This is a genomic window from Bradyrhizobium sp. CCBAU 25360 (assembly GCF_028128695.1).
GTDB lineage: Bacteria > Pseudomonadota > Alphaproteobacteria > Rhizobiales > Xanthobacteraceae > Bradyrhizobium > Bradyrhizobium ottawaense.
Genome location: NZ_LBJA01000035.1, coordinates 184,564 through 207,018, shown reverse-complemented (window position 1 = coordinate 207,018; position 22,455 = coordinate 184,564). Strand labels below are relative to the sequence as shown.

At 65.1% G+C, this 22,455-nt stretch carries 25 protein-coding genes; 9 read left to right on the top strand and 16 right to left on the bottom strand.

What is annotated here, in order from left to right; genetic code table 11:
* Positions 1–610 precede the first annotated feature (610 nt).
* Positions 611–2,611, top strand: coding sequence for a TonB-dependent receptor (locus tag XH81_RS12795; protein ID WP_197905466.1), 2,001 nt, complete (start codon positions 611–613; stop codon positions 2,609–2,611).
* A 27-nt stretch (positions 2,612–2,638) separates the two neighbouring features.
* Here XH81_RS12795 and XH81_RS12790 read toward each other — a convergent pair whose 3' ends face one another.
* From XH81_RS12790 to XH81_RS12775, 4 genes are all read right to left on the bottom strand, one after another.
* On the bottom strand, positions 2,639–3,058 hold the full coding sequence (locus tag XH81_RS12790) for a hypothetical protein (protein ID WP_028139258.1): 420 nt from the start codon (positions 3,056–3,058) through the stop codon (positions 2,639–2,641).
* Positions 3,059–3,282: 224 nt separating this feature from the next.
* Positions 3,283–4,068, bottom strand: a complete 786-nt coding sequence (locus XH81_RS12785; RefSeq protein ID WP_028139257.1) for a hypothetical protein — start codon at positions 4,066–4,068, stop codon at positions 3,283–3,285.
* A 79-nt stretch (positions 4,069–4,147) separates the two neighbouring features.
* Positions 4,148–4,753, bottom strand: coding sequence for a 3-isopropylmalate dehydratase small subunit (leuD, locus tag XH81_RS12780; protein ID WP_271596221.1), 606 nt, complete (start codon positions 4,751–4,753; stop codon positions 4,148–4,150).
* Between the two features lie 81 nt (positions 4,754–4,834).
* The gene (locus XH81_RS12775; protein ID WP_028139256.1) at positions 4,835–5,233 is read right to left on the bottom strand and encodes a metallopeptidase family protein; all 399 of its coding nucleotides are present in this window, start codon (positions 5,231–5,233) and stop codon (positions 4,835–4,837) included.
* 156 nt (positions 5,234–5,389) lie between these two features.
* On the opposite strand from XH81_RS12775, the gene XH81_RS12770 reads away from it, so the two are divergent.
* Both XH81_RS12770 and XH81_RS12765 read left to right on the top strand, forming a co-directional pair.
* The gene (locus XH81_RS12770; protein ID WP_028139255.1) at positions 5,390–5,665 is read left to right on the top strand and encodes a hypothetical protein; all 276 of its coding nucleotides are present in this window, start codon (positions 5,390–5,392) and stop codon (positions 5,663–5,665) included.
* A gap of 47 nt (positions 5,666–5,712) precedes the next feature.
* Positions 5,713–5,967 (top strand): hypothetical protein, encoded by a 255-nt coding sequence (locus tag XH81_RS12765; protein ID WP_028139254.1) that lies wholly within the window; start codon positions 5,713–5,715, stop codon positions 5,965–5,967.
* Between the two features lie 4 nt (positions 5,968–5,971).
* Here the strand turns inward: XH81_RS12765 and XH81_RS12760 are convergent, their stop codons facing one another.
* Entirely contained in the window at positions 5,972–6,268 is a 297-nt protein-coding gene (locus tag XH81_RS12760; protein WP_028139253.1) for a DUF1330 domain-containing protein, read from the bottom strand.
* Between the two features lie 178 nt (positions 6,269–6,446).
* On the opposite strand from XH81_RS12760, the gene XH81_RS12755 reads away from it, so the two are divergent.
* On the top strand, positions 6,447–6,995 hold the full coding sequence (locus XH81_RS12755) for a hypothetical protein (protein WP_028139252.1): 549 nt from the start codon (positions 6,447–6,449) through the stop codon (positions 6,993–6,995).
* 53 nt (positions 6,996–7,048) lie between these two features.
* Here the strand turns inward: XH81_RS12755 and XH81_RS12750 are convergent, their stop codons facing one another.
* The 7 genes from XH81_RS12750 to ffh form a co-directional block, all read right to left on the bottom strand.
* Complete coding sequence (locus tag XH81_RS12750; RefSeq protein WP_028139251.1) at positions 7,049–7,258, bottom strand: hypothetical protein; 210 nt, start codon at positions 7,256–7,258, stop codon at positions 7,049–7,051.
* 94 nt (positions 7,259–7,352) lie between these two features.
* Positions 7,353–8,759: a 3-isopropylmalate dehydratase large subunit gene (gene leuC / locus XH81_RS12745; RefSeq protein ID WP_028139250.1), complete on the bottom strand. Its 1,407-nt coding sequence runs from the start codon at positions 8,757–8,759 to the stop codon at positions 7,353–7,355.
* 328 nt (positions 8,760–9,087) lie between these two features.
* Positions 9,088–9,468 carry a 50S ribosomal protein L19 gene (gene rplS / locus XH81_RS12740; protein WP_028139249.1) on the bottom strand — a complete coding sequence of 127 codons (381 nt, stop codon included), beginning with the start codon at positions 9,466–9,468 and terminating at the stop codon, positions 9,088–9,090.
* Between the two features lie 108 nt (positions 9,469–9,576).
* Positions 9,577–10,332, bottom strand: a complete 756-nt coding sequence (gene trmD / locus XH81_RS12735; protein WP_028139248.1) for a tRNA (guanosine(37)-N1)-methyltransferase TrmD — start codon at positions 10,330–10,332, stop codon at positions 9,577–9,579.
* Positions 10,333–10,449: 117 nt separating this feature from the next.
* Positions 10,450–11,001 (bottom strand): ribosome maturation factor RimM, encoded by a 552-nt coding sequence (gene rimM, locus XH81_RS12730; protein WP_028139247.1) that lies wholly within the window; start codon positions 10,999–11,001, stop codon positions 10,450–10,452.
* A gap of 9 nt (positions 11,002–11,010) precedes the next feature.
* Positions 11,011–11,343: a 30S ribosomal protein S16 gene (rpsP, locus tag XH81_RS12725; protein ID WP_008133080.1), complete on the bottom strand. Its 333-nt coding sequence runs from the start codon at positions 11,341–11,343 to the stop codon at positions 11,011–11,013.
* A gap of 85 nt (positions 11,344–11,428) precedes the next feature.
* Complete coding sequence (gene ffh, locus XH81_RS12720) at positions 11,429–12,976, bottom strand: signal recognition particle protein (protein ID WP_095425488.1); 1,548 nt, start codon at positions 12,974–12,976, stop codon at positions 11,429–11,431.
* Positions 12,977–13,411: 435 nt separating this feature from the next.
* Between ffh and XH81_RS12715 the strand changes: the two genes are divergently transcribed.
* The gene (locus XH81_RS12715) at positions 13,412–14,476 is read left to right on the top strand and encodes an MBL fold metallo-hydrolase (protein ID WP_271596220.1); all 1,065 of its coding nucleotides are present in this window, start codon (positions 13,412–13,414) and stop codon (positions 14,474–14,476) included.
* A gap of 180 nt (positions 14,477–14,656) precedes the next feature.
* Here the strand turns inward: XH81_RS12715 and XH81_RS12710 are convergent, their stop codons facing one another.
* Both XH81_RS12710 and XH81_RS12705 read right to left on the bottom strand, forming a co-directional pair.
* Positions 14,657–15,373 carry an SIMPL domain-containing protein gene (locus tag XH81_RS12710; protein ID WP_161966311.1) on the bottom strand — a complete coding sequence of 239 codons (717 nt, stop codon included), beginning with the start codon at positions 15,371–15,373 and terminating at the stop codon, positions 14,657–14,659.
* Between the two features lie 5 nt (positions 15,374–15,378).
* Positions 15,379–16,158: a GyrI-like domain-containing protein gene (locus XH81_RS12705; RefSeq protein ID WP_271596219.1), complete on the bottom strand. Its 780-nt coding sequence runs from the start codon at positions 16,156–16,158 to the stop codon at positions 15,379–15,381.
* 256 nt (positions 16,159–16,414) lie between these two features.
* Here XH81_RS12705 and dapF point away from each other — a divergent pair, with 256 nt between their 5' ends.
* Positions 16,415–17,290, top strand: a complete 876-nt coding sequence (gene dapF / locus XH81_RS12700; RefSeq protein ID WP_028139242.1) for a diaminopimelate epimerase — start codon at positions 16,415–16,417, stop codon at positions 17,288–17,290.
* A complete protein-coding gene (mtaB, locus tag XH81_RS12695) occupies positions 17,290–18,543 on the top strand; it encodes a tRNA (N(6)-L-threonylcarbamoyladenosine(37)-C(2))-methylthiotransferase MtaB (protein ID WP_271596218.1) in 1,254 nt (417 codons plus the stop codon). The genes dapF and mtaB overlap by 1 nt, the downstream gene beginning before the upstream one ends.
* Positions 18,544–18,744: 201 nt before the next feature.
* Here the strand turns inward: mtaB and XH81_RS12690 are convergent, their stop codons facing one another.
* Together XH81_RS12690 and XH81_RS12685 are read right to left on the bottom strand one after the other, a co-directional pair.
* Positions 18,745–19,854 carry a DUF2336 domain-containing protein gene (locus XH81_RS12690; protein WP_271596217.1) on the bottom strand — a complete coding sequence of 370 codons (1,110 nt, stop codon included), beginning with the start codon at positions 19,852–19,854 and terminating at the stop codon, positions 18,745–18,747.
* Positions 19,855–20,062: 208 nt separating this feature from the next.
* On the bottom strand, positions 20,063–20,764 hold the full coding sequence (locus XH81_RS12685) for an RluA family pseudouridine synthase (RefSeq protein WP_028139239.1): 702 nt from the start codon (positions 20,762–20,764) through the stop codon (positions 20,063–20,065).
* A gap of 60 nt (positions 20,765–20,824) precedes the next feature.
* On the opposite strand from XH81_RS12685, the gene ftsY reads away from it, so the two are divergent.
* Entirely contained in the window at positions 20,825–21,772 is a 948-nt protein-coding gene (ftsY, locus tag XH81_RS12680; protein ID WP_028139238.1) for a signal recognition particle-docking protein FtsY, read from the top strand.
* A gap of 3 nt (positions 21,773–21,775) precedes the next feature.
* On the top strand, positions 21,776–22,378 hold the full coding sequence (locus tag XH81_RS12675; RefSeq protein ID WP_028139237.1) for a septation protein A: 603 nt from the start codon (positions 21,776–21,778) through the stop codon (positions 22,376–22,378).
* Positions 22,379–22,455: the final 77 nt, after the last annotated feature.

The following is a 22,455-nucleotide window of genomic DNA, read 5'->3' as shown; positions in this document are numbered from 1 at the left end:
CTTCGTCCGACGGACTGTGGCAATCACCCGCATCCGTCGCGCCGCGACCTCTCGGTGCGCGCTTTGAGGTGATGTTGCGCGGAAGCACCTCGTGCGAATGCACGCGTGAATTTGATGTTTCGCGCCTGCCAACGTTGGACGCCGCGTGAAATCAAAGCATCAGTCGACAACGCTCTCGTCTGCGTCTCGCGCCGAGATCTCGCTCAATACACTAGATGCCTTCTATTCCAGATACCTTCTATTTGGCGATGCTCGCCTGGCTGTTTATTGCACTCTTTGTCTCGTCGGCGTGATGAGACGGGGCATCAATAAGAAAAGACTCCGGGGTACTATGATTCACGATTGGAACGGCACGCGCGTATTTTGGCTCGTGTCCGTATCGATGCTGCTGACCACGACATCGTCATTCGCACAGCAATCCAACGTTCAACCGTCGACCGGAGCCGGACAGTCGCTTCCTCCGGTTGCCGTGTCTGCGCCGGAGCGCCGCGCTGCGCCTGCCCGGAGGCAACCTTCATCGAATGCAGTGCGCGCGAGGCGCCAGGCCGATCGGCCCGCGAGCGCGCCGGCAGCAAGCGCACCTGGGACGGTCGGCGCGCAGCGGGCCGCGTTGCCGGTACCGTATGTCGGCGGACAAGTCGCGCGAGGTGGCCAGCTCGGCCTGCTCGGCAACAAAGACTACATGGATACGCCATACAGTCTCGCCAGCTATACGGAGAAGACCATCCGTGACCAGCAGGCGACCAGCGTCGCCGAGGTTCTGACCAATTCCGATCCGTCGGTCCGCGCGGCAATCGGCAGCAGCAACCGCTATGACGCACTGACCATTCGCGGCTTCCGGGTCGAGAACAGCGAGATCGCGTTGAACGGGCTGTACGGTCTGGTGCCGGCCTATCGTGTCAACCCGGCGCCGATCGAGCGTATCGAATTGCTCAAGGGCCCGGGCGCGTTCCTCAACGGCATGGCCCCGCAGGGAAGCATCGGCGGTAGCGTCAATGTCGTGACCAAACGTGCTTACGAAGATCTGACGCGCCTGACCGTCGGCTACATGTCGAATGCCCGCTTTGGCACGGAGGTCGACGTGGCGCGCCGCTACGGGGATCAGAAGGAATGGGGCGTCCGGTTCAATGGCGGGTTCAATGGTGGAGACACCACGATCGACCGCCAATCGGTGCGTGACGGTGTCGGTTCGCTCGGTGTCGACTACCGCGGCGAGCGCTTTCGGTGGTCGGCCGATGTCATCTATCAGGACGACTGGATGAAAGCTGCGGCGCGCGGCTATACGCCGGTCAAGGGCATCGCGGTGCCCAATGCGCCGGATCCTCGCATCAATCTCGCCCAGCCCTTCGACTATGCCCGCGCGAGGAGCCTCACGGGGCTGACGCGCGCTGAATACGACCTGTCCAACAACGTCACCATGTTCGGCGCCATCGGCGCCAACCAATTCGGTTATGACAAGCGGGAGGCGCCGGGAGCGACGATCCTCACGACCTCGGGCGACGCACTTTCAACGTCGCGCTTCCAGACCGGGAAGTCCGAGGCCGTGTCTGGCGAAGCCGGTGTTCGGGCGCGCTTCGATACAGGCCCGGTCGGGCATGAAGTCGTGGTCAGCGGCAGTGTCCTGAACCGAACCGACTGGCTCGGTCAGACCAATTACGGGAACTATCTCACCAACATCTACACACCCACGCTGCTGGCGGGCCCCGGCACACCGGTGTCGTCCTTCGCCGAAGGCAAATCCGACTTTCTCGGCCTGCGAAGCGTCGGCGTTGCCGATACGCTCTCGATGATGAACGGGATGCTTCAGGTGACCGTCGGCGCCAGACAGCAGCAGGTCATTGCGAACGGCTTTGATCCCGCGAGCGGTCTGGAGACCGCCCACTATGACCAGAGCGCGACGTCGCCCTCCGTGGCCCTGCTGGTGCGACCGATCAAGGAAGTGTCCTTTTACGCCAGCTACATCGAAGGTCTTTCGCCCGGTCCCACGCCGCCGGCCGGCGCAGCCAACACCAACGCGGTGTTCGCTCCCTTCAAGACCAGGCAATACGAGGTCGGCACCAAGCTCGATCTCGGTCGCTTCGGCGCGAGCCTGGCGGCGTTCCAGATCAGCCTGCCGAGCGGCGTCGTCGATCCCGTCACCAAGATCTACAGCCTCGACGGCGAACAGAGAAACCGCGGCGTCGAGCTCAACACCTTCGGCGAAGTGGCGCCGGGGATCCGGGTTCTGGGCGGCGTGACTTATCTCGATGCACGGCTCACGAAGACCGAAGGGCAACTCCATGACGGAAATCATGCGGTCGGTGCTCCGGGCTGGCAGAGCAATCTTGGTATCGAGTGGGATGCGCCCTTCCTGCCTGGACTGACGGCGACGGCTCGCACGATCTACACCAGCCGGGCCTATGTCAGCACCGACAACATCCAGAGCGTCCCCGCGTGGATGACCTTCGACCTCGGGGCACGCTATGCTACCAGCCTGGCTGGGCGGCCGACCACTTTCCGCGGGTCCGTTACCAATCTGTTCGACAATCGCTACTGGATCGGCAATCCGACCGGCTATGTGATCAGCGGCATGCCGCGGACGCTGTGGCTATCGATGTCGGTTGACTTCTGACGCGGAATGAGCCGGCGTTGCGCCGCCTCACCGCGGCGCGACATCGGCGCGGTCGAGCGATTCCAGCGTCGCGGCATTGCCGCAGTAGCCGTGATAATTCTCCGCGGCGGTGCCCTCTGCGAGATCGCGGTCGCATTGTCCCTTGTTGTTACAGAGCGAGCAGACCCGCTCCATGTCGCGGAGCAGCAGCGGCTGCGCGCGGCCGAGGCCTTCGGCGCTGATGCCGAGCTGCTGCAGCATCATTGGCAGCTCGTCGGCAGAATGCTTGCCGTGGCGGACCAGTTCCTCGAGATCGTCAGGCGCGATCCTCAAGTCGCTCGCGATCCGGTCGAAATCGGCGCGATCGAGCTGCCGCATCTCGTTCAGCTCGCGGCGGTGCTTCAGCCAGCTCGCAAAGGAGTCGATGAGGTCCTGGACGATGGGATATGGCCTGCTTGCGGTGCTCATGGAAAGCTCCCTTCGGACAGCGGAATTGGAGCGAATTAAGCACAATGATGCAGGGGCGCGTTGCGCTGGATCAAACTCGATCGAGCGAGGTTGATCGCGTGTTCCGGACGCGGTGCGGCGCGAAGTGCCGCTCCGCAGAGCCGGGACCCATCTCGCCACGTTACTGGGCCCCGGCTCAGCAGCGCATCACCAAGAGGTGCTGCGCAGCGTCCGGGGCACGAGAGCTAAGCAAACCGCTCCGCCGCCCAGGCATACAGGCTGCCGGGAATCGGCTTTTCGCCGCCGCGGCCCTTGGGCGAGATGTGCAGGCCGATAATCTCGGGGCTGGTGACGAGGCCGAGATAGCTCGAGGGATCGAAGAACAGTTTTGGTTCCGCATGCACGGCGTAGAACGACTGCTTCGGGAGCGCGCAAGCGAGCTCACCGGTGCGGCGCGCGAGCGCGGTGAGTGCCGCGGGGCCGAAGATCGCGACGCGGATATCGGAGAGGCGGTTCGAGCTGCCGCGCAGGCGGCGCATCATGAAGGTGATGCGATGGCGGACCGACAGCCAGTTCGGCGTCAGCTCCTCCTGCTCCATCAGCTCCTCGAAGGCGGCGACGATGCCGTGCCGGGGCGGCAGGTAGATCACGGAATTGCCGAGCTGGCGCGGCCGCTCCCAGGCGAAGTAAGGCTTTGCCGGATCGATCTCGACGGGCTTCAAGAGCAGCACATCGGCATCGAGCCAGAGGCCGAGATCCTTCGCCATCAGCTTCATGCGGAAGAAATCGCTGAACTGCAGCGTGGTCCAGTCGCGCCAGCTTCCATCCGGTTGCGGTGGCCGCAAGCGTTCCGAGAACGCGTGCGGCAGGATCGCTTCGGCGTCTGCGTTTGCGACGCCGGCGGGCAGGCCGGGAATGGTGTCGAAACTATAGACCGTGACCTTGTGGCCGGCCGCCAGCTGCGAGCGCAGACAGGTCTGGCGCAGCGCATCCATCGGGCCATGCCAGAAGGTGACGATGTCGGGCAGCATGCGGCGAGCTATACGGGATAAGCGAGGCAAAGAAAAAGCCCCGGCGCAGTCGGCACCGGGGCTGAATGAAGACGCAAGCTCAGGCCCAGGCGCGTTCGCGCTTGAGCTTGTCCTCATAGGTGTCGATCGAGGCCTTCTTCTCCATCGTGAGGCCGATGTCGTCGAGGCCGTTGATCAGGCAGTGCTTGCGGAACGGGTCGACCTCGAACTTGACCTTGCCGCCGTCGGGGCCGCGGATCTCCTGGTTCGGCAGGTCGATCGTCAGCGTCGCATTGGCGCCGCGCTCGGCATCGTCGAACAGCTTGTCGAGGTCTTCCTGGCTGACGCGGATCGGCAGAATGCCGTTCTTGAAGCAGTTGTTGTAGAAGATGTCGCCGAACGAGGTCGAGATCACGCAGCGGATGCCGAAGTCGAGCAGCGCCCAGGGCGCGTGCTCGCGGCTCGAGCCGCAGCCGAAATTGTCGCCGGCGACCAGCACCTTCGCATTTCGATAGGCGGGCTGATTGAGGACGAAATCCGGATTCTCGCTGCCGTCGTCCTTGTAGCGCTGCTCGGAGAAGAGCCCCTTGCCAAGGCCGGTGCGCTTGATGGTCTTGAGGTACTGCTTCGGAATGATCATGTCGGTGTCGACATTGATGATCTTCAGCGGCGCCGCGACGCCTTCCAGCGTGGTGAACTTGTCCATGGTTGCGCTTTCCCGGATGGGCCTAGGGGAACAGGTATTTATCGCGATCGGGGCCGGAATCCTAGGCCGAATTCGGCAGGTCTACTCTGCCTGAGCCTCAATCGCCGCCATATCGTCGTCCGACAGGCCAAAATGGTGGCCGATCTCGTGGATCAGGACGTGGCGGACGATATGGCCGAGGCTCTCGTCGTGCTCGGCCCAGTAATCAAGGATCGGCCGGCGGTAGAGCCAGACCATGTTGGGCAGCCGCGCCACGTCGCCAAGGCTCTGCTGCGGCAGGCCGACGCCCTGGAACAGGCCGAGCAGGTCGAACTCGCTCTCGCATTCCATTTCGTCCAGGACCTCCTCGGTCGGGAAGTCGTCGACGCGGAGGATCACGCCCTCGCACAGCCTACGAAATTCCGCCGGCAGGCGCTCGAAGATGTCGTGTGCCGTCGCTTCCATCTCGGCCAGCGAAGGCGCTTTCAATTCCGTCCACATGAGGCTCTCTTAGCGCGGGTTTCCCGCTGATGCATCCCGCTTTATAAAGCGCGGCGAGGTTGACGGGCGCCGCCAAAACGGGGAGCGTGGGCCTCGAATGGGACGTTTCAGGTGGGCGGAAAAATGCGAGCGAAAACAGCGCTGACGCTACTGTGCATGGGGTTGTTTTCGCCGTTTTGCGTTGGCGCCGAGGCGCAGACCGCCGGCTCCGAGATTCGCCTCGCCCAGGCAGCCCCGCCTGATGCCCCGCCGCCGCGCAAGCGGCCGCCGCGCTTGCGCGTCACGCCCTATTACAGTCCTGACGGCGTCTATCCGCGCTACAATCCCGGTCCCGACGCGGTCCGCGAATGCAACGCGACCTATGTGCAGGAATACCGGCCGAGCGGCACGGTGATCGTGCCGCGGATGAGCTGCTACTGGCGCCGCGGCTGATGCCGGTTCGACGCTCGCGCGCAGCGCGGGAGCCTCAAGGGGGCGTCATGGCGAGATGGTTTGCATTGGCCGTTGTCGTCGCGCTTGCCGCGGGCCTGCCTCGCGCGTCCGCGGCGCCGAGGGTGCCGGAGGCCTCGGCCGGGATCGCCGTCTTCGACGTGCGACGACACGCACGAACCCATGGCATTGCGCGGCCCATCGTGCGCCATGATCCCCGCTATTACGCGCGGCCGGTCCACTACCGTCCTTATCCCTACCGCGTGCCCGCGCCGTTCGTGTTCGGCTACGGGCCGTTCTGGTGACGTCCTAGCCGGCGGGCGCAAATCCCTTGACCAGCAATACGGTCGCCTGCGCGCCCGCCTTGCGGTCGCGCGAAATCTCCTCGTAGTCGGGTGAGTTCGAGAAGGCGAGGACGGCCTCGTCCGGAAACGACATCATGACCAGCTTGTCGTGCGGCCACGCCCCTTCGAGCACGCGCGGTCGCTCATCGGCAGCGAGCAGCCGCCCATTGTACTTCCTGAACACATCGAAGAACCGCGCCTGATAGCGATCGTAGGCCGCGCGGTCGGTCATCTTCAATTGTGCAATCGCGTAGACGGTCATCTCAAGACTTCCTTCCCTTAGCGGCACAGCGCCGCAGCGCGCCGCCCGCCTCGTTCATTCATGGCGCGTTCACATCGCTGTCCGCAATTTAACCCCGGGAGCGACTGCAATTGAACAGGGATGACGCGGGCCGGGAACGAGCATCGCCACTCCGCTGTCCAGATTCAGGGAGAAGTCCATGCTGAGGAGTTTGGGTCTCCGGGCAGGCCCGATGCGCCTGCTCGGGATTGCAGCTGCGGCGACGCTGATGCTGTCGGCCGGAACCGCGCGTCGTGCTGAAGCGCTGACCTTGATCAATCCGGCGACGTCACCCGCGACGAAGGCCGCGGCCGACGACCTCGTCACGAAGGTTCGCCACGGCGGCGGTGGACATGGCGGTGGCGGGCATTTTCACGGTGGTGGAGGCTTCCGCGGTGGCGGAGGACATATCGGCGGTTTCCGCGGCGGTGGATTCCATGGCGGCCATATCGGCCGCTTCCGCGCCGCGCCGGCCTTCCATGGCGGCGGCTATCGCTATGGCGGTGTTCACCGCTACGGCGGATTTCATCGCTACGGGATCTATCGGCCTCACTACGGCCATCGCCACTTCCACCGGCGCTATTATGTCGGCGGCTATTATCCCTACTACCATTATCCGCGCCGCTGCCGGGTCATCTGGACCTATTACGGCCCGCGCCGCATCTGCCGCTGGCATCGCTGGCACCATCCGTATCGGTACTATTGGTAGGCACGATCGACGTGAAAAGGGCGCCTCAGCGGCGCCCTTTGCTCGTCCGGCGGCTAAAGCCAATCCTTCAGCTTCCACGACGAAGCTTTCCACCGCATCAGGGTCTCGACCTTCCACTGCTTGAACATCGCGGGCGGCCAGCGGCTGAGCTTCGAGATCTCCTCGATCTCGGGCTTGGCGACGATGTGCAGGCGCGGCGCGCGCCGGCGGTGCTGGCGCGTGGCCTCGCCGATCAGGTCGACATATTCAGGCTTGTTGGCCATGGCGCGCGTCCTCGCGAAAACCTCGCGAGGACGAGAGTGTCAGGCGATCGTTTAACGGCGGTTTGCCGCGATCGCTACAATTGCAGGGACCGGCTTAGCGCCAGTCCCTGACGTCGACGAAATGACCCGCGATCGCCGCCGCTGCCGCCATCGCCGGCGACACCAGATGGGTGCGGCCCTTGAAGCCCTGGCGGCCCTCGAAATTGCGGTTCGAGGTCGAGGCGCAGCGCTCTTCCGGGGCCAGCTTGTCCGGGTTCATCGCGAGGCACATCGAGCAACCGGGCTCGCGCCATTCGAAGCCGGCCTTGATGAAGATCTTATCCAGACCTTCGGCTTCGGCCTGCTCCTTCACGAGGCCGGAGCCCGGCACGACCATGGCGTTGACATGCGCTGAGACGGTCTTGCCTTCGGCAATCTTCGCCGCCGCGCGCAAGTCCTCGATGCGGCCATTGGTGCAGGAGCCGATGAAGATGCGGTCGACCTTGATGTCGGTGATCTTGGTGCCCGCGGTGAGGCCCATGTACTTCAGCGCGCGGTGCTTGGAGAGGCGCTTGGCCTCGTCCGCGATCTTGTCAGGGTCGGGCACGATGCCGGTCACGGAGATGACGTCCTCAGGGCTGGTGCCCCAGGTCACGATCGGCGGCAGCTTGGCGGCATCGAGGCGCAGCTCGTTGTCGAAATGCGCGCCCTCGTCGGAGCGCAACTTCTCCCAGTAGCGCATCGCCGCGTCCCAGTCCGCGCCCTTCGGCGCCTTCGGGCGGCCACGCAGGAAGTCGAACGCCTTCTGGTCGGGCGCGACCAGGCCGGCGCGCGCGCCGCCTTCGATCGACATGTTGCAGACCGTCATGCGGCCTTCCATGCTGAGCGCGCTGATGGCGTCGCCGGCGTATTCCAGCACGTAGCCGGTGCCGCCCGCGGTGCCGATCTCGCCGATGATGGCGAGGATGATGTCCTTGCCCGTCACGCCGTCGGGCAATTTGCCATCGACGGTGACGCGCATGTTCTTCGCCTTCTTCTGGATCAGCGTCTGCGTCGCCAGCACGTGCTCGACCTCGGAAGTGCCGATGCCGTGCGCGAGCGCGCCGAACGCGCCATGCGTCGAGGTGTGGCTGTCACCGCAGACGATGGTGGTGCCGGGCAGGGTAAAACCCTGCTCGGGGCCGATGACGTGGACGACACCCTGGCGCTTGTCGAACTCGTTGTAATATTCGATGCCGAATTCCTTGGCGTTCTCGGCCAGCGCCTTGATCTGCTCGATGCTTTCAGGATCGGGATTCGGCTTGGTGCGATCGGTGGTCGGCACGTTGTGGTCGACGACGGCGAGCGTCTTCTCGGGCGCATGAACCTTGCGCCCCGTCGCGCGCAGGCCTTCGAACGCCTGCGGCGAGGTCACCTCGTGCACCAGATGGCGATCGATATAAAGCAGGCAGGTGCCGTCCTCGGCTTCGTGCACCAGATGGTCGTTCCAGATCTTGTCGTACAATGTGGTCGGCTTGGACATGAGCGTCAGCTCCGAAAGAATGTTGTGTCAGCGGATAGGCGCGCGCGGCGCGCGGGCAACAAAATCGTCAGCGCAGCTTTTAGGCTGCGCGCGTAAGCTCTGACGTTGCCGAGGTCGCGAAGCGTCCGAAGAACCGGCCAGGCAGCCGCGAGCGATCGTCGATGACGATGCGCTTGACGGGGGCGAGGCTGGCCGGATCTGGAAACATTCCAAGAATATATAGCAGGCCGAATTGGAAGCGCGAGTGGTTTGACGCGCACGGCTGACGCAACAAAAAAGCGCGGAGCCGAGCCCCGCGCTTTCGAAAACTTGCCTGATGGGGCGGAGCTTACTCGCCGACCGCGGTCTGGCGGTCCTGCTTCTCGACGATGCGGGCCGACTTGCCGCGAAGGCTGCGGAGGTAATAGAGCTTGGCGCGACGCACCTTGCCGCGGCGCACCACCTTGATCGAGTCGATCATCGGCGACATCACCGGGAACACGCGCTCCACGCCCTCGCCGTAGGAGATCTTGCGGACGGTGAAGCTCTCGTTGAGCCCACCGCCGGAACGGCCGATGCAGACGCCTTCATAGGCCTGCACGCGGGTGCGGTCGCCTTCGACGACCTTCACGTTGACGATCACGGTGTCGCCGGGACCGAATTCCGGGATGTCCTTGCCAGCGGACAGCTTGTCGAATTGCTCTTGCTCGAGCTGCTTGATCAGGTTCATGGGTAAATCTCCATCGGCGCGCCCAGCCGCAGATCGGGGGCTGCGCGAAATTCGTCTATCCAGCTATTGCGGATGTGGCCGCTCCTATAAGGCAAGCCGGAGCGTTTGTCACCCGTCTGTCTTGTTTTTTGGCGTTTTTTGGCGTCCCGCCCGATTTGGGGCCTTGGGGGGGATCTGGGCCCATAAATCCGGCCGCCGGGCAGCCGTGAGGGCCTCGGATTGCGCCCGTCGCCAGCTGGCCACCTTGGCGTGGTCGCCCGAGGTCAGGATATCAGGGATCGGAGCGCCCTCGAACAGCTGCGGCCGGGTGTATTGGGGGTATTCAAGCAGGCCGTCGGAGAAGCTTTCCTCGGTTCCCGAGGCCTCCTTGCCCATCACGCCCGGCAGCAGCCGCACGCAGGCGTCGATCAGGGCCAAAGCGGCGATTTCGCCCCCCGAGAGCACGTAATCCCCGATCGAGACCTCCTCCAGGCCCCGCCCGTCGATCACCCGCTGGTCGATCCCCTCGAAGCGCCCGCAGATGATCAGGGGGCCGGGGCCCTGGGCGAGCTCTGTGACGCGGGCCTGGGTCAATGGCCGCCCCCTCGGGCTCATCAGCAGCCGCGGCCGCTCGGGGGCGATCTCGGCGGCATCGATGGCCGCCGCCAGAACATCCGCCCGCAGCACCATGCCCGGCCCGCCGCCGGCCGGGGTGTCGTCAACGCTGCGGTGGCGGTCGGTGGCGGACGCCCTTATGTCCCGCGCCTCGATCTCCCACAGCCCGGAGGCCAGCGCCCGGCCGGCCAGGCTCACGCCGAGCGGCCCCGGAAACATCTCCGGAAACAGCGTCAGCACCGTCGCGCGCCAGGGTGAGGGGGTTGTCATCGGATCTCAATTCTCGTCGTTCCGGACAAGCGCAGCGCAGATCCGGGACCCATAACCACCGCAGCCAGTTTTGCGATGGCTGGAGCCATCAGCTTAGCCAAAAACCACGGCCTGTGGTTATGGGTCCCCGCGTTCGCGGGGACGACTCGTGGAGGGATCATTGTCATCGCCCTCGATCTCCTGCGGCAGCGCGATCACGACGCGGCCGCCTTTGAGATCGACCTCCGGCACCACTGCGTTCGTGAACGGCAGCAGCATCGTCGTGCCCTTGGGCGGCGCGATTTCGATGATGTCGCCGGCGCCGAAATTATGGATCGCGAGCACGCGGCCGAGCGCGTCGCCGTCCGTGGTGACGGCGGCGAGCCCGATCAGGTCGGTGTGGTAATATTCGTCCTCATCCGTCGCGGGCAGTTTTTCGCGCGCGACGTAGAGCTCGATGCCGTTGAGGCGCTCGGCCTCATCGCGGGTCGTGACGCCCTTGAACGTCGCGACCAGATGATCTTTTGCCTCGCGCGCCGTTGCGACCTCGAACTGGCGCTTGCCGTCCTTGGACAGCAGCGGACCGTAGCTCCTGACGGCAAAGGGATCCTCGGTGAAGGTCCACAATTTGACCGCACCGCGCACACCATGCGCGGCGCCGATCCGCGCGACGCAGACCAGCGCCGACATGATCTAGCCTTAGCCCTTCGCGGCGGCTTCGGCCTGCGCCTTGCGCTCCTTGCGCGGCACGGCCTTCTCGGGATTGTTGCGCGCTTCGCGCTTCTTGACGCCGGCAGCGTCGAGGAAACGCGCCACGCGGTCGGACGGCTGCGCGCCCTTGGCGAGCCAGGCCTTCACCTTGTCCATGTCGAGCTTCAGACGAGTCTCGTTGTCCTTCGGCAGCAGCGGGTTGAAATAGCCGAGACGCTCGATGAAGCGGCCATCGCGGGGGAAGCGCGAGTCGGCGACGACGACGTGATAGACGGGACGCTTCTTGGTGCCTGCGCGGGCGAGGCGGATAACGACGGACATTCAGTTCTCCTTCAAAGTACAGTTTGTTCGGTTGATTGGTATTTTCGCGCCGCGCGAGACCGTGCGATCCCGTGCGACGAATTCCTCATTTCTTCTTGCCGGGAAAACCGCCGAGGCCCGGCAGCATCGGCTTGCCGCTGAGGCCCGTGAGCCCCGGCACATTCGGCAGGCCCTGACGCAAGCCGGCAGGCAGATCCTTCGGCAAATTGGGCAGACCCTGTCCGCCGCCGCTCTGCATCTTCTCCTGCAGCGCCTTCATCTCTTCCGGCGAGGGCGGCTTCATGCCGCCGCCAAAGCCCATGGCCTGCGCGATGCCGGCGAGCGGGCCGCGCTTGCCCGAGCCCATGGCCTTCATCACATCAGCCATGTTCCGGTGCATCTTGAGCAGCTTGTTGACCTGCTCGACGCTCTGGCCGGACCCTGCAGCGATACGCTTCTTGCGGCTGGCCTTGAGCAAATCGGGATGACGGCGCTCGTCGCGCGTCATGGAATCGATCACCGCGACCTGGCGCTTCAGGATCTTGTCGTCGATGCCGGCGGCCGCAATCTGGTTCTTCATCTTGGCGATGCCGGGCATCATGCCCATCAGCCCGCTGATGCCGCCCATGCTGGCCATCTGCAGCAGCTGCTCGCGCATGTCGTTGAGGTCGAACTGACCCTTGCGCATGCGTTCGGCGGTGCGCGCGGCCTTTTCGGCGTCGATGTTGGCGGCAGCGCGCTCGACCAGCGACACCACGTCGCCCATGCCAAGGATGCGGCCGGCAATACGATCGGGGTGGAAATCTTCCAGCGCGTCGGTCTTTTCACCGGTGCCGATCAGCTTGATCGGCTTGCCGGTGACCGCGCGCATCGACAGCGCAGCACCGCCGCGGCCGTCGCCGTCGACGCGGGTCAGCACGATGCCGGTGAGGCCGACGCGCTGATCGAACGCGCGCGCGAGGTTCACGGCGTCCTGACCGGTGAGGCTGTCGGCGACCAGCAGCACTTCATGCGGATTGGCCGCAGCTTTGATCGCGGCGGCTTCCGCCATCATATCTTCGTCGAGCGTGGTGCGGCCGGCGGTGTCGAGCAGCACGATGTCGTAGCCGCCGAGCTTACCGGCTTCCAGCGCGCGCTTGGCGATCTGCGGCGGCTGCTGTCCCGCCACGATCGGCAGGGTCGGAATGTCGAGGTCGCGGCCGAGCACGGCCAGCTGCTCCATCGCCGCCGGGCGATAGACGTCGAGCGAGGCCATCAGCACCTTGCGCTTGTCACGCTGGACCAGACGGCGGGCGAGCTTTGCAGTGGTGGTGGTTTTACCGGAGCCTTGCAGACCGACCATCATGATCGGCACCGGCGGCACGGAGTTGACGTCGATGGTCTGGCTTTCGGCCCCGAGCGTGTTGATCAGCTCGTCATGGACGATCTTGACAACCATCTGGCCGGGGGTGACCGACTTGACGACGGTCGCGCCGATCGCCTGCTCGCGCACGCGCTCGGTGAAGCTGCGAACCACCTCGAGCGCGACGTCGGCCTCCAGCAGCGCGCGGCGCACCTCGCGCATCGCGGCATCGACGTCCTTTTCGGTCAGCGCACCGCGCCCCGTCAGACGATCGAGAATTCCGCCAAGCCGTTCCGACAGATTGTCGAACAATGCCGTTGTCCTCTTTTACCTCTCCCCGCTCGCGGGGAGAGGTCGGATCGCCCTTGCGATCCGGGTGAGGGGGTACGGGACCGTCTACGCGCACCATGCGCGGAGAGAGCCCCTCACCCCGACCCTCTCCCCGCAAGAGCGGGGCGAGGGAGAAGAAAGTCCAAACACCTTTACGCCCGAGGGCGCACAGCGCTGTCGGGCGTTGACCTCCGGCCTCGAGGACCAGTCGGCGGGTCGAAAAGAAAGCCTTTCCGAGAAAGTGGCGGGGTTAAACGCCGCTCACGCCCAAAAGTCAAGGAAAGTTAGGGCGCCGGAATGTCTCTACCAAGGTAACATCTTGAAAATACGTCGCTTTCTACTGCAGGTTCCTTTTCCTTTTGCCTCGCCCATATAGAAGGTGATGACTTACCTCCGCCACCAGTCCTGAAGCCCGCCGTGCCGATCACCCGCCGCCGCCTGTTCGGACTGCTTGCCGGGGCAGGCGCCCTGGTCGGTGTCCCGTCCCTTTGGATGTCCCGCATGAAAACCTACGACGGTCCCGCCTCCGACCATTTCGACGGTCTGAACTTCTTCGATCCGGACGGCGCGCCGCCGAAATCGCTTCGGGAGGTGCTGCGTTGGCAGCTCGGCGGCAAGCGGCAGCGCGCCACCTGGCCCGACTGGGCGCCCAGCCCCCATGCCGACACGCCGCCGGCGCGGGTCGACGGCGACAAGGTGCGGCTCTCCTTCGTCGGGCATGCCAGCTGGCTGATCCAGACCGGCGGCCGCAACATTCTGGTCGACCCCGTCTGGTCGACGCGGGTCTCGCCGGTCGCCTGGGCCGGGCCGAAGCGGCACAACGATCCCGGCATCGCCTTCGAGAAGCTGCCGAAGATCGACGTCGTGCTGGTCTCGCACGGCCATTACGATCATCTCGACATCGCGACGCTGTCGCGGCTCACCAAGAATTTTGCCCCGCGTGTGGTGACCCCGCTCGGCAACGACGTGACGATGCGCAGCTGGGATTCCACGATCAAGGTTGAAGCCTTCGACTGGCATGACCGCGTCGACCTCGGCGGGGGCATCGCCGTGCACCTGGTGCCGACCCGGCACTGGACGGCGCGCGGCATGTTCGATCGCAACAAGGCGCTGTGGGCGAGTTTCGTGCTGGAGACGCCGGCCGGAAAAATCTACGTCGTCTGCGATTCCGGCTATGGCGATGGCCGGCATTTCCGCCGTGTCGCCGAGAAGCATGGGAAGCTGCGACTGGCGATTCTCCCCATCGGCGCCTACGAGCCGCGCTGGTTCATGCGCGACCAGCACATGAATCCGGAGGACGCGGTGAAGGCGCTACGCGATTGCGGCGCCGAGGCCGCGCTCGGGCATCATCACGGCACGTTCCAGCTCACGGATGAGGCGATCGACGCGCCGGCCAAGGCGCTGCTCGAAGCCCTGGATGCTGCGAAGATTCCGCAGGAGAAGTTCGTGGCGATGCAGCCGGGGCAGGTGGTGGAGATTTAGGTCTCGCTGTCGTCCCGGACAAGCGAAGCGGAGCGTAGATCCGGGACCCATACCCACAGGGAGTGGTTTGGCGAAGACTCGGAGTGGGAGAGTTGCCTCACACTCCTCCCTGTGGTTATGGGTCCCCGCCTTCGCGGGGACGACCACCGTTGTTTGGGCGGGCAGCGTGCCTCTTGCGGCCTACTGCCCCGCTTTGATCGCCCAGCTCACATTCACCGTCACCGACAGCGTTTCCTCGCCGGGCGCAACTGCGGCTTGCGGCGCTGCCATCGGCGCTGTCGCCATCCGCCCCTTGAACAGCGGCACCGGGGCGCCGCCCTCGGACACGCTGAGCGGCGCGCCCAGCGTCACGCCGGTGGCCTTGGCGTAGATCTCGGCCTTGCGGCGGGCGTCCACGACCGCCTGCTCGCGCGCGTCGTCGAGCAGTTTTGACGCCTGCGTCACCTCGAAGGAGATGTTGCCGATGTCGTTGGCGCCGGCGCCGACCAGCGTGTCGATGATGGTGGCGACCTTGGTCACGTCGCGAATTTTTACGGTGACACGGTTGCTGGCGCGGAAGCCGACCACCGGGGATGCGCCGGTGGATTTGTTCTGGCCGTATTGCGGTTGCAGCGACAGCCGCGAGGTCTGGTAATCCTTCTCGGCGATGCCGGCGCCCTTCAACGCCAGCAGCACCTTGCCCATCGCGGCGTTGTTGGCATCGGATGCTTCCTTCGCTGTCTTGGCGTCGTTGGCGACGCCGGCGTCGATCTGCGCGAGATCGGGCGCCGCAGAAATGTTGGCTTCGCCGCTCACCGTAATGGCGGATGGAAAATCATCGGCAAGCGCGGGCGTTGTCAGCAGCGTGGCGGCGAAAACGGCGGCAAGGGACGTAGCAAGTACGGTAGTCTTTTTCATCGGTCTCACTTCAGTGGCACGAAAACGTTGATCACGAGCTTGTCCTCTGCCGTCTTGAGTGGATCGGTGAGGTATTCCTCGATGAAGGTGTCCTTGGCTTCCAGTCTCTTGTCGTCGAGGTGATTGGTGATCGCCTCGTAGGTGTTGTCCATGTTGTCGTAGGAACCGCGATGGACGAATTTCAGCACCTTGCCCTCCGGCGACTTGCCGATGCTCATGTCCTTGGCAAGGTTCTTGGGATCCTGCTCGACCGGGATCTCGGCAAGGAAGGTGAAGCCGGTATCGTCGGTCGAGGTGTAGACGATCATCGCATTGCCGGCATGCTTGATGCCCTGCTTGTCCAGGAGCGTATTCAGCGCCTTGAAAGCGTCGATCAGCGTGTCGAAGGCCGAGTCCCAATTGGCAGTGCCCTTGACCATCACGACCTTCTTCGCCTCGAGCGTGGTTTCCGGGCCGAACGGATCGGCGGTCTGCACCGGGGCAGGTGTTGCGGCCGCCGCCGGCGGCGGGGCCGTGGGGCTGGGTGAGGCACTGGCTGCGGGCGAGGGCGACGTTGTCGGGGCCGGCGACGCGCTGGCGGCAGGCGACGGCGCGGGTGAGGCCGTCGCCGTTGGGGCAGGCGAGGCGCTCGCGGCCGGGGCGGGAGAAGCCGATGGGGCCGGCGAGGGACTTGCCGAGGCCGCCGGTGCCGGGCTCGGAGTTTGCGCCAGAACCTCGGGCAGGCCAAGCGACAAGGCCGCTGCCGGGATCAGCGCGGCCAGAGCAAGACGACGAAACCTGATCATTTTTATTCTCCCCAAGGCCTTAGCCAAGGCCCTTCATCAGCAAGACCTTGCCCGCCAAGGCCTAATCCGGCTTGAGCCCGGCTGCGCATCCCGGTTCGCGACGAACTTTCGCCGTTCTAACACGTGGGTGCCAAATTCGTCCCATGACAGATGCGTCATGGCAGTCCTCCTGGCAGTCCTCCTGGCGCCCGGCGGCAAATCACTGGCCAAGCCGCCAAGGATCGCCATATAAGACAGGCGAAATTCGGGAATTTTCATGAGCGCGCTGGCCAACCACGCATTTGCCAAGATGAACGGCATCGGCAACGAGATCGTCGTTGTCGACATGCGCGATTCCGCAGCAAAGGTGACGCCGGACGACGCCCGCGCGGTGGCGTCCGCGAACGGTGGCGTGGCCTACGACCAGCTCATGGTGCTGCAGAAGCCGCGTCTCGACGGCACCGAAGCCTTCATCCGCATCTACAACAACGATGGCTCCGAGGCCGGTGCCTGCGGCAACGGCATGCGCTGTGTGGTGCGGCGCATCTTCGAGAAGAACGGGCAGACCGCCGCGACGTTCGAGACGGCGGCCGGCTTGCTCAATGCCTGGCAGGGCCCGGCGCCCGATCTCTACACCGTCGATATGGGCGCGCCGAAGTTCGGCTGGCAGGACATTCCGCTGGCGGAAGAGTTCCGCGATACCCGCTACATCGAATTGCAGATCGGGCCGATCGACAATCCGATCCTGCATTCGCCCTCCGTGGTGAGCATGGGCAATCCGCATGCGATCTTCTGGGTCGACGACGTCAACGCCTATGATCTCGAGCGCTTCGGTCCGCTGCTCGAAAACCATCCGATCTTCCCGGAGCGCGCCAACATCACGCTCGCCCATATCGTCGATCCCCAGCACATCACGATCCGCACCTGGGAGCGCGGTGCCGGCCTGACCAGGGCCTGCGGCTCGGCGGCCTGCGCCACGGCCGTCGGTGCGGCCCGCCTGAAGCGGGCCGAGCGCAAGGTCGAGATCACGCTGCCCGGCGGCAAGCTCGGCATCGAATGGCGCGAACGCGACGATCACGTGCTGATGACGGGCACGGCGACCTTCGAATATGAGGGCAGATTCGATCCGGCGCTGTTTGCGCCGGCCGCCTGATGGCCGTCGACGTCGTCACCTTCGGCTGCCGCCTCAATGCTTTCGAGGCCGAAGTGATCCGCCGCGAGGCCGAGGGTGCTGGCCTTTCAGACACCATCGTCATCAACAGTTGCGCCGTCACCAACGAGGCGGTGGCGCAGGCGCGGCAATCGATCCGCAAACTGAAGCGCGAACGGCCCGAGGCGCGCATCGTCGTCACCGGTTGCGCGGCGCAGACGCAAGCTGCGATGTTCGCCGACATGACCGAGGTCGATCGCGTCGTCGGCAACGACGACAAGATGCGCCGCCAAGCCTGGCGCGAGGCCCGCGATGCCTTCGATCTCGGCGCCGGCGAGAAGATCGCCGTCAGCGATATCATGGCCGTGAGGGAGATGGCGCCGCATCTCATCGACGGCTATACGAGCGGCCTGCCGCGCGTGTTCGTGCAGGTGCAGAACGGCTGCGACCATCGGTGCACCTTCTGCATCATCCCCTATGGCCGCGGCAATTCGCGCTCGGTACCTATGGGCGCGGTGGTCGAACAGGTGCGGACGCTGGCCGAGCGCGGCCATGCCGAGATCGTGCTGACCGGTGTCGATCTCACCAGCTACGGCGCCGACCTGCCGGGGACGCCGAAGCTCGGCATGCTGACGAAGCAGATTTTGCGGCATGTGCCGGAGCTGAAGCGCCTGCGGATCTCATCGATCGATTCGATCGAGGCGGATGACGATCTGCTCGATGCCATCGCCGGCGATGCGCGGCTGATGCCGCATCTGCATCTGTCGCTGCAATCCGGCGATGACATGATCCTGAAACGCATGAAGCGGCGGCATTCGCGGCGCGATGCATTCGCCTTCTGCGAACGGGTCCGTCGCCTGCGCCCGGACATCGCCTTCGGTGCCGACATCATCGCGGGTTTCCCGACCGAGACGGAGGAGATGTTTTCGCGCTCGCTCGATCTGGTCGAGGAATGCGGCCTGACATTCCTGCACGTCTTCCCCTATTCGCCTCGCCCCGGCACGCCGGCCGCACGGATGCCGCAGGTGGCGGGGCCGGCGATCAAGGAACGCGCGAAGCGGCTGCGGGCAGCTGGCGAGATGGCGCTACGCAAGCGGCTGCAAGCCGAAATCGGTGCCACGCGCGATGTGCTGATCGAGAGTGAGGCGCAGGGCCGCACGGAGCATTACCTGCCGGTGGCGATCGCTGGCGAGCGGGTGGGAAGCGTGGTGTCGCTGCGGATCGTTGGCGGCGATGGTGAGCGACTGACTACTTAGTCGGGCTACGGCGAGTTGGACGCGCTAAATCCCCAGCGTCGTCCCTGCGAACGCAGGGACCCATACCGCGTGATTTATCGGTTGCGGATGGTCGCAGTACCGAATTCCGAATCTTCGCCAAACGTCTCCCTGTGGTTATGGGTCCCTGCGTTCGCAGGGACGACACCGAGGGTGTGGATATGCCTGCCCAAAGAGCGCGCCCTACGACGCCCTGACCTGCCAGAAGCGCAGCGTCCGCTTTGCATTCTCCGGCGTCATCCGCGCAAAGTGCCCTTGCGCTCTTGCAAGATCGGCCGGCTTCATGGCGCCTGTGGCAAAGCGGCTTTCGAGCACGGCGGTCGTGGTCTCCCAGCTGAGCCGCGCCGCCTTGCACGGCACCAGCAAGCCGTCGTCGCGCAGGCTCTGCATCAGCGGGCGGATCACCTCGACGGTTGATCCGGACAATGCGGCCAGCGCTGCGGCGGTCTCTTCATAGCGCCGCTGCGTGGCGAAACCGAGCAGCGTCGCTTCGCTGAGCTGGCCGGTCGCCTTGAGCATTGCAATCGCCCGCTTGGCACCTTCGAAATCGCGGACGCCCGACATCTCGCGATCGACACCGACGGTGACGGCGGCGATCGCGCTCTGGATTTCCTCGAACAGATGCGGCGGCGCGCGCGACAGTAGGCGGGCGCGCACGGCATCGCTGGCCGAGCGCAGCAACCGGCGACGCAGCTCCGACGGCAGGTCGACGCGGACGCCGACGCTGACGGCAAGTTCGGGATCGGCCTCGGCTTGCCCGATTATGACGGCGAATCCGTTTCCGGAGACGCGCGCGCCGGGATTGGCAGCGAGCCGCCGGTTGACGCTGGGATAGCGGCGCGCCAGAAGTGCGTCGGTGACGATTTCCTTTAACCACCAGCGGCCGGCGATCGCCAGCAGATGCGGCTCGCCCTTGGATGATGCGATCTTCACCAACTCGCCGTCGTCGAGGCGGGCGGATTCCTGCAGCACGGGACCGGCGATGCGGATCTCGTTATTGCTGGCGAGGCGGCGGATTACCGAAGGCGGTGCCTGCGCGATCGGCGCCAGCTGCGCGCTGATCTCGGCGAGCGCGATGCGTGCGCCCATGTCGGCAAGGGCGCGAAGCTCGATGGTGCCGATCAGGCGCTCGAGCACCTCGTCGAACAGCGCGATCTGCTCGTCGTCGAAACTGCCGGCAGAGGAGAGGAACAGGTCGGTGACGCGCCGGGCCGTTTCCAGGCCCTTTTCCGCCGAGCCTGCGCGAATCGCGGATTCGACCTCTTCGATGATCGATAGCTCGGCCTTGGACATCACGCCTGCTCATCCTGAGCGGTTACAGAAGCTTGTTCTAAGCAACCGTCATCATTAGCGCCGAGCGCTGAACGTTTCGTAAACCATGGGCGGAAGGCGAGTGCCGACCCTCATCCTGAGGAGCCCGCAAAGCGGGCGTCTCGAAGGATGGCCGCGGGCGAGATGCGGGCCTTTCTTGGCGGCCTGCTCACCCTGAGGGTCTAAAAGATTATTCCCCGTTCCAGCCGCAGGCGCGGAGCTTTTCGTGCATGTGGGGCGGGGCCGGCGCCACGACGCGGACGGGCTCCTTGTTCCGGGAGATCGGCACCACGATCTCGCGGGAATGCAGGTGCAGCTTTGGCTCGCCGAAACGCGGGCCGTTGCCGTAAATGTTATCGCCGAAGATCGGCCAGCCGGTCGCGGCCGAATGCACCCGCAATTGATGGGTCCGCCCGGTCACCGGTTCCATGGCCAGCCAGGTGAAACCGTCACCCCGGCCCATTACTTTCCAGTTCGTGATCGCCTTCTGTCCCTCAGGATCAGGCTTCTGCCACCAGCCCCGTTCGGCGTTGAGCCGGCCGAGCGGCATGTCGATGGTGCCCTCGTCCTCGGCGGGGCCGCCCTCGACCACGGTCCAGTAGGTCTTGCCGATCTTGCCATGCTTGAAGAGGAGGCCGAGCGAGGCCGTTGCCTTGCGGTGGCGGCCGAGCACGAGGCAGCCGGAGGTGTCCTTGTCCAGCCGGTGGGCGAGCACCGGCGGCCGCGGCAGGCCGAAGCAGAGCGCGTCGAACGAGGCCTCCAGATTGGCGCCGCCCTTGGGACCGCGATGCACCGGCAGGCCGGCCGGCTTGTCGATGATCAGCATCAGCCCGTCGCGATGGAGCACGCGGGCCAGAATTTCATCGGCCGTCAATTGGGGAACATCGAGCAATTGCAAGACTTTCGGTCAAGACTTTCGTTTGGCAGCCGGAACGGCTAACACACCCCCGCCATGAACGATACCACGTCAGATCCCCCCAAGCTGAGCTGGTGGCGCCGCCTGTCCAACGGGCTGAAGCGCACCTCGTCCTCGCTCGGGACCGCGGTCGCCGACCTCGTCACCAAGCGCAAGCTCGACCGCGCCATGCTCGACGACATCGAGGACGTGCTGCTGCGCGCCGATCTCGGCACGTCAGTCGCGGTGCGGATCGCGGACGCCGTCGGCACTGGACGCTACGACAAGGCGATCTCGGCGGACGAGGTCAAGGACGTCGTCGCCACCGAGGTCGAGAAGGTGCTGGCGCCGGTGGCAAAGCCGCTCGAGATCGATACGGCCAGGAAGCCGTTCGTGATCCTCGTGGTCGGGGTCAACGGCTCGGGCAAGACCACCACCATCGGAAAACTCTCGCAGAAATTCGCCTCCGAAGGCCGCAAGGTGATGCTGGCCGCCGGCGACACGTTTCGCGCTGCGGCGATCGAGCAGCTCAAGGTGTGGGGCGAGCGGACGAAGACGCCCGTGATCGCAGGCGCGCAGGGCTCGGATTCGGCGAGCCTTGCCTTCAACGCGCTGACGGCGGCGAAGGAGCAGAATATCGACGTGCTCCTGATCGACACCGCCGGCCGGCTGCAGAACAAGGCCGAGCTGATGAACGAGCTCGAAAAGGTCGTGCGTGTGATCCGCAAGGTGGATGACACTGCGCCGCATGCCGTGCTGCTTGTGCTCGATGCCACCGTCGGCCAGAACGCGCTGTCGCAGGTCGAGGCCTTCCATCGCACCGCCGGGGTCACCGGCCTCGTGATGACGAAGCTCGACGGCACCGCGCGAGGCGGCATTCTGGTGGCGCTCGCGGAGAAGTTCAAACTGCCGGTGCATTTCATCGGCGTCGGCGAAGGCGTCGACGATCTCGCGCCGTTCACCGCGCGCGACTTCGCCCGCGCCATTGCCGGAATCGAAAGCTGAAGAATGGACAAGACCCAGCCGCATCCGCTGTTCAAGCTGGCGACCGAGCTCGGGCCGCTGCTCGTGTTCTTCTTCGTGAATGCGAAGTTCAATCTGTTCGCGGCGACCGGCGCCTTCATGGTCGCGATCGTGGCGGCGATGGTCGCCTCCTATGTGGTGACGCGCCACATTCCGATCATGGCGATCGTCACGGGCGTGATCGTGCTGGTGTTCGGCACGCTGACGCTGGTGCTGCACGACGAGACCTTCATCAAGCTCAAGCCGACCATCATCTACGGCCTGTTCGCTGCGATCCTCGGCGGCGGCCTGTTGTTCGGCCGCTCCTTCATCGCCGTCATGTTCGACCAGATGTTCAATCTGACGCCGCAGGGCTGGCGCATCCTCACCCTGCGCTGGGCGCTGTTCTTTGCCGGCATGGCGGTGCTGAACGAGATCGTCTGGCGCACCCAGAGCACCGACTTCTGGGTGAACTTCAAGGTGTTCGGCGTGACCCCGTTGACCATGGTCTTCGCCATCGCCCAGATGCCGCTGACCAAGCGCTACCACCTCGAGCCGGCGTCGCTGGAAGCGAGCGAGGCGGACGCGGGGGATGTCAGGAAGGGGTAAGCTCTCGTGTCCCGGACGCGCGAAGCGCGAGCCGGGACCCAGGCTCTTTCCGGCAATGCGGCCGTGGTGAGATGGGC